Origin of the sequence: Streptomyces sp. NPDC056486 (assembly GCF_042795295.1) — a bacterium.
Classification (GTDB): Bacteria; Actinomycetota; Actinomycetes; order Streptomycetales; family Streptomycetaceae; genus Streptomyces.
The window spans coordinates 1-7,579 of the sequence record NZ_JBHTSF010000271.1 but is presented as its reverse complement, the minus strand read 5'-3'; the positions used below and the strand labels follow the sequence as shown (position 1 = coordinate 7,579).

Sequence of the window (7,579 nt, the reverse complement as noted above, 5' to 3'; positions counted from 1 at the left end):
GCGCTCTCCCAGTGGGAGAGCGCCGGGCTTCGTGCGTTGGGAGCTGAGCGCGGGATGTTAGATGGCTGGCGCGCGCAGGAGGCGCTCCTGGGTGGCCTCGGGCAGCACCCTGCGCAGGACCGGTGCGGTCGAGCTGAGGGCGGTGGCGAAGGCGGCCACGAGATCGTGCGGGACGCTGGCCCCGAAGGAGACCGCCCACAGGCAGGGGGCGCCGAGTGCGGGCTCGGCCCATGCCTGCCATCCGGACGGTCCCGCCTCGTCGGCCTCGGTGGTCAGGGCGCGCGGGTCGGCGTCCTGGATGAGGGGCGGTACCTCGCCGAGGCTGATGTGCGAGGTGAACGTGGGGTCCGTCGCCGCCGCGTGGGGCTGGTCGATGTCGCGGAGCCAGCCGTGGGCGGCGACGGCATCAAGGACGAGCTCGGGGCCGGCGAGCGGGATGGCGGGCTGGTCGCGGGCGTCGAGCGCGACCAGGAAGTCGGCCACGGCCTCGCCGGGGACGTCGGGGGTGAAGTAGGCCGACCACGAGGCGAGCGGGCTGCTCGTTTCGGCGCGGGCGGAGATCTGCCAGGCGATCGGCAGGTCTCCCAGGTGGAACGGCTCGTCCGCCAGGCTCCACTGCGCCCAGCGGAGGGTGTCGGGGCTGATGTGCAGGACGGTGCTGCGTAGGACCTGGCGGTCCTCCGGTGCCTCGTCCGGCTCGTGCCGTCCGCGGACGATCGTCAGGCTCGTCCAGCCCAGACCGGAGAACGTGTCGGCGACGGCGTCGTAGAGGCGCCCGTCGTCTCCGGCCAGATGCCGGGGGCCGACCCAGAACGCGGGCTGGCCGCCACGCGGGGTCGACGGGTCGAGCGGGAAGTCGGGGTACAGGGGCGCCTCCAAGGGCTCGGTGCGGTTCTACTTGCCGCCGGCACGGCGGCGGGGGCGGCGCGGGGGTGCCTGGACGGGGCCCTGCCACGTCAGGGCGACGGCGACCTCGGGCGGCAGATGGCCCAGCTGTGCGTCCTCGTCCCGCCCTTCGGCGAGGTAGACGACGGTCCGGCCGGTCTCGTCCACCGACTGCACGACCTGCGCCAGGCGGTGTGCCATCGGGAAGAACGGGTTCATGGCCTGGCGGACGGGAGCACTCCGGTCGCAACCGGACAGCAGGTCGATGAGATCGCCGACGGTCATCTCCGGGGACGTCACGAACAGCCTCCTGGGGTGAGGGAAAACGGGGAGCGAAGGAACGGACCAGCCGCTGACAGCAGGCCGACCCTCCGAGTGAGAGCTACCGGCGGTGGCGGTCAGCACGGTCATACGCGACGTGAGGTCTCCAGCACGCGCGCCACGGCGGCGGCGACAACATCGGCCGGCGTCTCGGTGTCGAACGACAGGCGGTAGCCGGGCATCTTGGCCGTGCCGGTGACGGCGATCGTCCATCCCTCGCCATCCGTGCCGGGTCGGCCGTTCGGGAACCAGCCAAGGTAGAAACGACCGTCCTTCGAGCTGACGTGCACGTCCGCGCGGTCGTCCACGATCAGGTGGAAGTCGTCCGCGGAGAACTGGTCGGTCACGAGCGTGGGCTGCCCGGGGCCGAGCTGCCATTCGCGCAGCCGCAGAGCTTCGATGGTGGTGGAGAAACCAGGGCCGATGGCCGCTACGGTCACGGGCAATCACCTCTCTGACCTGGCGTTTCCTGCAAGGTCGTCTACGTTGACATGCCCTCGACCGCGTTGGCCAGTCTTTCCGTGGTCTTTCCTGTCTGCCCCCGGCGAACTGTTGTCCTGTGCCATCCAATCGAGGCGTTTGACAACGAACCCAGTCGTTTCGGCTTCTCTGACATTGAATCTAGTCGGGGCTGGTCTGCCGCCCCAGCGGATTCCCGAGTGACGCGGGGCAGGCATCACCATCGCTCCATCTCCGCGAGGCCGCCCTGCTCCCCGAACGCGTGTACCCGACAGATAACCTCCTCGGACCGTCGGTGGCGAGCGGGGAGGCGGTCCGCCACCGTTGCCCAACGACTCGGTTGCCCGGCCGTTGGGCCGCGCGGATCGCCAGGACAGCCCCCGAGAGGAAGGACGAGATGCCGGACGAACCGGAGAGCACCGGGCCGGAGAGCTCCAAGATGGTCAACTCTGGGCCGGAGACCCCCGAGGTGGATGGGCCCCTACGGCAGGCCCCCGCCCCCCGGCCTTCCGCGCCGGAGCGCCCGGGCCGGATGCGCCGGTTGTCCCGTAGCCGGAGTGGCATCGCTGTCATCGGCGGGCTCGTCGGGGCGCTGCTGGGGTCAGGCGTCATGGCGTGGCGCTCTGACGAACTGCCCTTCGTGGCGCGGGACGTGTGCTGGGGTTCGCTCTCGCCCGATGTCGAGCACGCGCTGTTCTCGGACACGGACGTCCGCAGCCGTGAGCTGCCGCTGCGCCGGGCCACAGAGGACGACCTGCACACGGAGTGCAGCATGCAGGGGTTCGGGGCCGACGAGCTGCAGTCTGAGGTCACAGCGTCGGTGCGGACGCTGGGCGAGTTGCGGGGCGCGCAGGCATGGAGCTGGACCGAGGAGTACCTCTCCTCCCGTATGACGCCGCTCGGCGAGGGGATCACCGGCATGGCTTCCTCCACCCGGGCCTGGGTAGCGCTCCCCGCGAGCTGTGAGGAACGCTCGTACGAGCCGGGCGAGAAGCCGCCGTTGCGGGTGGTCACCCTCGCCTCGGAAGCGGCTGCCCCCGAGGGCCAGAACGTGGTCGACGCGCGGCGGGGCCTCGACGCGATGTCCCGCGCGGTCGTGCGGTTGGCCAACGGGGTCATGGAACGATATGGCTGCGACGGCCCGTACTCCGACCCGCCGACGCTCCGCCGCGCCCCGGAGGGCAACGAGCTGCCGGACGTCGACGCCGACCGGCTCTGCGGGATCCAGGGCGTGCGACTGCCCAGGTGGGCTGAGGGGCCCGAGGCGGAGGTCGTAGGCACCACGCCGGGCACGAAGCCAGGCGCGTCCTCTACGGACGGAATCTGGGCGTGCGACGTACGCCAGCCCTTCGGCCCGAACAGGCTCCGGCTGATGACCGTGGCGGACCCGGAGCTGGCCGGCGTTGTCTCCCGGGTGCTCGGAAACCGGGCCACGCCTATGGGTGGTGAGGGGCAGGGCGCCTACGCGGGCGGCCTGAGCGTCTACACGGCGGACTGCCGGTCCGGGCGGGTCGCGTTCGTGGCGCATGAGCCGGGGAAGGAAAGCGAGTCGCACGACGACAAGTCACTCGCCCTTGCCGTTCTGCCGTCGTACGTCAAGGCGGAAGCGAAGCGCGTCGGCTGCGGCGAGATGAACGTGAAGGTGCCCAGTAACCCCGCGCCGTGAGGGTGGCGATCGGGAAGGGCAGCGGCCACGGGCCCCAGTTCGGCCTGGGGTTGACCAGTAGTTCACTATCTCGTTGAACCGGTGGAGCACATACCGGACGGTGTCACTGTCAAAGGACAACTGCTGTTCAAGTCACTTCCGTCGAACTCACGTACCCCAAGGGAAAGGGGTGGCCAACCAGGGGCCTGCAGGTGCAGGCTGGCCCGTTTCCCATCGTGAGGAGAAGTACATGGAGATCCGGCCGCTTGAGGAGTTGCGCGCCGCGGACGATCTGTCCCTGGCATTCAACCCCTATGGGCTCGGCGGCCGCATGAAGCCCGAGGACGCCGCGGAGTTCCAGCAGCGTCAGATCACCGACTGCGACCTGACGGCGAGTGTCGCGGCTGGAACACGCGACTCCTTCGAGCGGCTGCGCACCGTCTTCGCCTACGGCGTGCTGTGCTACGACGTGTACACCGTGGTCGGCGACCAGACGCTCCTCATCTACGAGCAGGCGTTGCGCGACCGCTTCATGGAGTGGTGCGCCGGCATCATCACCTTCCGCGCCCCCCAGGCCCCGGACGTCTCCTACACCGTCATGTCATACGACGACGTCAAGAAGCGCTCGGACAGGATGACGCGACAACGCGCGAAGCTGGTCGTCGGCACCCAGGCCATCGAGTTCAACGGGATGCTGCACGGGCTCCGCCTGTGGGCGCGTACGGCGGGTCTACTCCGCGGGCGGCGCAGCCGCGCGGTCGAAGAGGCGCTGGCCAGGCTGCGCAACTACGTTGCCCATCCCTCCGGCCACCATGTCGACACCCCCGTCGAGGCGGCCCGAACCGTGCAGGATCTGGCGGAGCTGATCAACCAGCTGTGGGGGCAGGCCACTCCCGGTGGGCGCCTGTACCCGGCGCCTCTGCGCCGGGAGATCGCCGTGCTGAGCTGGAACGGTTCGGGGCAGGCGCGGATGGAGCCCGCCAACGCTCTCGCCGTCCCCGGCCCCTTGGAAGATCAGGAGGGCAACGAGTACCAGCACGTCGTGGTGCGGGCCATCCCCTTCGTGCCGGACAGCCGCTGGAATGACGCTCACTGGGCGGAGTTCGATACCCGCTACGAGACCACGCGGTTCCCGACGGATTACCTGTGGGGGCCGGGCAGCCGAGAGGAGGCCCGGGCGTGGCTGGAGCAGGAGCGTCCCGAGGGGGACAGCGTCGATTTCACCGACAGGGTGTTCCTCGTCCAGGACCACGAACGCCTGCTGCCGCCGAGGCGGCCGACGGTGGCGGCCGGGATACCCGACAACGAACGCGTCGGGGTCTGGCATGCCGTGCGGGCCGACTTTCCCGACGACGCCTTCGCACACGTCCGAGGCTCCGGAGATCGCAGCGCCGGTCATGCCCGCCGCCCCGGTAACTGTCCTGCCTGCTCTGCTCAAGCCCTTGGCTCCGGCTCCTACGACGAAGCCTTTCGCGCTGCTGCAGCCGTCCTCGGACCGATCCAGGCGGTACAGCTGCCCTCCGTCCGGCTCCCCTCGTCGATCTTCTGGCCCGACCGACCCTGAGCAGTACAACGCGAGGTATGGCCGGACGGGGCGCTCGATCGCGTCCAGGGACTGCGTGACGTCCAGCTTGTTCGGACCGCCCGGGGAGTCCTCTCAGTCGCACTCGTGGACGACCGTGCCCACAATGCCGCCGCGCCTGCCCCAGGAGCCGACGACATCCAGCCCGACCGACCCGACGCCGAACCCGGACCACACTCAGGACGCGCCGAGCGACGAGGGCAGCATCAGCGGCGCAACGCCTGACCGGCCCCTGATCGCGTGAAGCGCCCGCCCGGCCCGAACCAGTGGCCGGTCGGGCGCCGTCATGTCCGCCATGACGAAGCTGCACCAGGTTGAGCTCGGATAGGTGTCCATCACGATCCACGGGGCCGATGACGCGACGGCGACCACGATGGCGGAGGCGCTGAGTCGCTGCCACACCATCATCGGGCCGAGCCGCCCGTACCGGATCCCCGGCGAGCCGGGCGTACGTGTCCACGTGTACGGCCATACGGACCCCGCCGATGTCGACGAGGAGGGCGCACCCACCGGCAGTTGGGCCCTGCACTGAGGGTGTGGGAGAGCTGACTCCCGCGGCCTTGGAGGTCGGCGAGCCCCCCTGTCATGAATTGCCGTTGGGGCCGACCTGCACTGTTATGCGGCGGAGCGACGCTAAAAATGTTACCCACCTCAGGGGCCGTTGGGTAAATTAAAAGGGTCGCACCCCAGCATGATTCTGCCAGTCGCCGAGACGACTCCGCGATAGTGATACTGTACGTCCCGCATTACCTTCCAGACCGCCGTGGGTTACGACGGCCGTGTGACCCACACACGGGAAAGGGAGGTAATGATGCACGACCCGCAGAATCACCCGCAGGGTGAGGAAGATCCACCTTCCGAACGGGAGGGGGAGACGCCGCCCCCCTGGGTGCGGAGGACCCAACTGGCCGCCAAGGTTGCCTACATGGTCCTCGAAGCCGCTACGGCAACATTGACGCTGTGGCAGGCGATCTGCAACCGGTAAGGGCCCACTTCGCACGTCAGTGACGCGCAAGGTAGGCCCCTCACGATTGCACAGAGGGCTCGCGTCTAGCTTTCCACGGCGGCGCGGGCCCTCGCTTGTTTTCGCTGCGAGGCTAGCACAAATCACTTGCGCTAGCGCAAGTGGCCAATTCAATCAGCCTTTAGAATCTTCGAACATTTAGCGCGCAGCCATTTGAATTCTCCCCACTGAAACGCGCGACAGATTTTGCGCGGGTTCCGCAAATTGCAGTTGGATGATTTCACTGACCCGCGCGAGGCATTTGATGCATCGACATCGCGGGGCGGGGGCTCCTGCGGGTGCGATGGGAGCCGTGCAGTTGTGGGTGAGTGCGAGGGTGAGTAAGTGAGTAAAGTACGTGCGCTTGTGAAAGCCGCAGGTCGGCCCACCTGTCACACGATCCACAGGGCCCGACAGGCACCCTTGGCCGTACACGTAGACACGTACGCCGGCGGACACCGTCGACGACGAGGCGTGTACGCATGACCCCGTGAACGAGGCGCATCACGCGTCGTATCCCGCAATGGACCGCGGCGGTCTGGCGGGGCGGCAAGTTGCTTGCCGTGGACACAGACCTCGCCGGCCACGAACTGTTTGCCGTGGACGACGCCGAGCGCTCATCGGTCGTGCGCCTCTGCTCACCGATGGCAGCGTCGCCACGTCGGACAACGAGGTCCTCGCCTCTGACACACCACTGACCCCTGACTGAACACCCCTGACCGCGCGGGGAAGCAACCTCAGGGGTAACCATGCGCTGAGCGTTCTACTTGGCGAGCGATGCCAACTGAAGTGCCGACCGCACGAGGAAACGGGCCGCCTACCTGCAAGGATGCGCCGTAAATCGAACACATGATGCAATAGTTGCTATGCGTTGCTCTGCTCTCCCCGAGGACTTGGTCACCGCGCAGCGTGCCTGGGAACGGACCTATCGAAGCCTGGCCGACCCGGCCAATCGACAGCGGACGACAGCCCTGCGCCGCCGCCTGCTGGAGCTGTCGGTCCAGGTGTGGTGGCACCCCTACTGGCAGCAGGCCGGGGCCGGGCAGCGGGCGGCGCTCCGTTCCTCGGTGCTGGAGCTGGAACCACGGGCCCGGTAGGTGACCAGCTTGCACGGTGACCGGCGGGCGGCTGGATCCTCTCCGGCCGACATAGCGCTGACGCTGCCGGACGGGCAGACCGTGCGGGTCCGGCTCCACGCGCGCCGAGAGGTCGCCGGGCCCCATCCGTGGCGATACCTCGTGGGCTTCCCCTCCTGGGTGGCGCGCCCGGACGGGGTCGAGGCGGCCGAGTACACCGTCTGGGTGACCGATCGGCAGCTGACGCCCATCGAAGGAGTGGATCTTTCCGGCGTGCCGACCCGGCGTCTGCCCGGCCCCCCCCCACCCCCCACCACAGCCAGCCCCCGGCTGGGTGGTCCGACCCGCGCCCGGACACCGGGGCCGGACGGTCGTGCACGACGCCACGTGCCGCCATGCCGCAGGCGGAGGGATCGCCGGGCAGCGGGGAGGGCTGGATCACTGCGGCAGCCTAACGAGGCATCCGCACGTTCGCGGACGACAGAGCCCCCGGATTCCACAGCGTGGAATCCGGGGGGGCGGGGTGGCGGAGAGGGGGGTTTTGGGGGAGGACAGCTAAAGGTGGTTGGGTGGGGTGGGCCCGCCCGGCGGCAAAGGCGGGGCCAGGC

At 69.1% G+C, this 7,579-nt stretch carries 7 protein-coding genes; 4 read left to right on the top strand and 3 right to left on the bottom strand.

The features are described from left to right. Window positions 1-57 precede the first annotated feature (57 nt). From ACFQ7F_RS44610 to ACFQ7F_RS44600, 3 genes are all read right to left on the bottom strand, one after another. The gene (locus tag ACFQ7F_RS44610) at window positions 58-879 is read right to left on the bottom strand and encodes a DUF317 domain-containing protein (protein ID WP_383285087.1); all 822 of its coding nucleotides are present in this window, start codon (window positions 877-879) and stop codon (window positions 58-60) included. A 15-nt stretch (window positions 880-894) separates the two neighbouring features. After that, a complete protein-coding gene (locus tag ACFQ7F_RS44605; RefSeq protein ID WP_383285084.1) occupies window positions 895-1,185 on the bottom strand; it encodes a hypothetical protein in 291 nt (96 codons plus the stop codon). 107 nt (window positions 1,186-1,292) lie between these two features. Further along, entirely contained in the window at window positions 1,293-1,646 is a 354-nt protein-coding gene (locus ACFQ7F_RS44600; protein ID WP_383285082.1) for a DUF317 domain-containing protein, read from the bottom strand. A 416-nt stretch (window positions 1,647-2,062) separates the two neighbouring features. Between ACFQ7F_RS44600 and ACFQ7F_RS44595 the strand changes: the two genes are divergently transcribed. From ACFQ7F_RS44595 to ACFQ7F_RS44580, 4 genes are all read left to right on the top strand, one after another. After that, complete coding sequence (locus ACFQ7F_RS44595; protein ID WP_383285079.1) at window positions 2,063-3,331, top strand: hypothetical protein; 1,269 nt, start codon at window positions 2,063-2,065, stop codon at window positions 3,329-3,331. A 229-nt stretch (window positions 3,332-3,560) separates the two neighbouring features. Beyond that, complete coding sequence (locus tag ACFQ7F_RS44590; RefSeq protein WP_383285076.1) at window positions 3,561-4,874, top strand: hypothetical protein; 1,314 nt, start codon at window positions 3,561-3,563, stop codon at window positions 4,872-4,874. 346 nt (window positions 4,875-5,220) lie between these two features. Further along, entirely contained in the window at window positions 5,221-5,424 is a 204-nt protein-coding gene (locus ACFQ7F_RS44585) for a DUF6207 family protein (protein WP_383285073.1), read from the top strand. A gap of 1,337 nt (window positions 5,425-6,761) precedes the next feature. Beyond that, on the top strand, window positions 6,762-6,992 hold the full coding sequence (locus ACFQ7F_RS44580) for a hypothetical protein (RefSeq protein WP_383285070.1): 231 nt from the start codon (window positions 6,762-6,764) through the stop codon (window positions 6,990-6,992). Window positions 6,993-7,579 lie beyond the last annotated feature (587 nt).

Excerpts from the sequence above, each read along its gene's own strand:
- ACFQ7F_RS44590 (WP_383285076.1), top strand. The coding sequence starts at position 3,561 with ATGGAGATCCGGCCGCTTGAGGAGTTGCGCGCCGCGGACGATCTGTCC.
- ACFQ7F_RS44580 (WP_383285070.1), top strand. The coding sequence starts at position 6,762 with ATGCGTTGCTCTGCTCTCCCCGAGGACTTGGTCACCGCGCAGCGTGCC.
- ACFQ7F_RS44595 (WP_383285079.1), top strand. The coding sequence starts at position 2,063 with ATGCCGGACGAACCGGAGAGCACCGGGCCGGAGAGCTCCAAGATGGTC.